General features: G+C 64.1%; 1 protein-coding gene. It reads right to left on the bottom strand.

What is annotated here, in order from left to right; translation table 11 throughout:
- The coding region (locus CCN51_RS52015; protein WP_143676250.1) for an acyltransferase domain-containing protein at positions 1-1,609 on the bottom strand (1,609 nt) is incomplete at both ends.

Raw genomic sequence — 1,609 nt, forward strand, 5'->3', positions numbered from 1 at the left:
CGGCATCCATATGCCGCACCAGCACCGACGGCGTCGGATAGTCAAACAACAACGACGACGGCAACCTCAAACCCGTCGCGTCAGCCAACCGATTACGCAACTCCACAGCCATCAACGAATCAAAACCCAAATCCTTGAACGACCGCCCCACATCCACCCCATCAACCGACCCATACCCCAACACCACTGCAACCTGCCCCCGCACCAACTCCAACAACACCCCCAACCGCTCACCCTCAGAACACCCAGCCAACCCCTCAACCAAACCACCCACACCAACCGAAGACTCCACCACACCACTCCCCGGCTCCTCACCCACCCAAAACCGCTCCCGCTGAAACGCATACGTCGGCAAATCAACCCACGCCGCACCGGAATCAGCGAAGGCTGCAGCCCAGTCAACAGCCACACCCCGCACATACGCCTCGGCGAGAGAAGTCAGGAAGCGATCCAGGCCGCCCTCGTCACGCCGCAGCGAACCCAGCACCACCGAGCCCTCCGCACCACGGGCCTCGGCAATCTCCTGAAGCCCGATGGCCAGCAACGGATGAGCAGACGCCTCGACGAAGACCGCATCGCCTCCGTCCAGAATGGCGCCGACAGTCTCCTCAAAACGAACGGTCTGCCGCAGATTGCGATACCAGTAGCCGGCGTCCAGGTCAGCCGTGTCGATCAGCCCACCGGTGACCGTCGAATAGAACGGCACCGACGACGACCGCGGCACGACACCCACAAGCAGCTCCGCCAGCCGGTCCTCGATCACCTCGACCTGGGCGGAATGAGATGCGTAATCCACCGCAATGCGACGCGCCCGCACACCCTCGGTCTCGCACTCGGCCAGCAACTCCTCCAGCGCCTCGACCTCGCCAGCCACCACCACCGAAGTCGGACCATTCACCGTCGCCACTGACAGCCGACCATCAAACGTCGCAATTCGCTCAGCAACCTGGACGGCCGTCAGCGACACCGCCGCCATACCACCCAACCCGGCCAGACCTTCAGCAATCGACTGAGAACGAAGCGCCACCACCTTCGCCCCATCGCGCAAAGACAAAGCTCCAGCCACACACGCAGCCGCAATCTCACCCTGCGAATGCCCCACCACCGCCGCAGGCACAACACCAAACGAACGCCACAACTCAGCCAACGACACCATCACAGCCCACAACACCGGCTGCACCACATCCACCCGCTCCAACGACACAGCACCCGACGCCTGCCGCACCACCCCCTCAAGATCCCACTCAACAAACTCCGCCAACGCCCGGCCGCACTCGGCAAAACGCTCAGCGAACACCGACGAAGAATCCAGCAGTTCAACCGCCATCCCCGCCCACTGCGAACCCTGACCGGGGAACACCATCACCACACGCCCACCCGCGCCCGACACACCGGACGCGGGCCCGGCCACCACCCCTGGAACATCCTCACCCCGCACCAGCGCACCCAGACCAGCCCTCAGACCGTCACGATCACCGATGACGACCGCACGGTGCTCAAAAGCCGTCCGCCCCGTGGCCAGCGACCAGCCCACATCCACCGACGACAAATCTTCACGCGCTTCCACATGCGACAGCAGCCGCTCAGCCTGCCCCCGCAACGCCGCAAC

This window comes from Streptomyces milbemycinicus (assembly GCF_002154605.1).
Taxonomy (GTDB): Bacteria; Actinomycetota; Actinomycetes; order Streptomycetales; family Streptomycetaceae; genus Streptomyces; species Streptomyces milbemycinicus.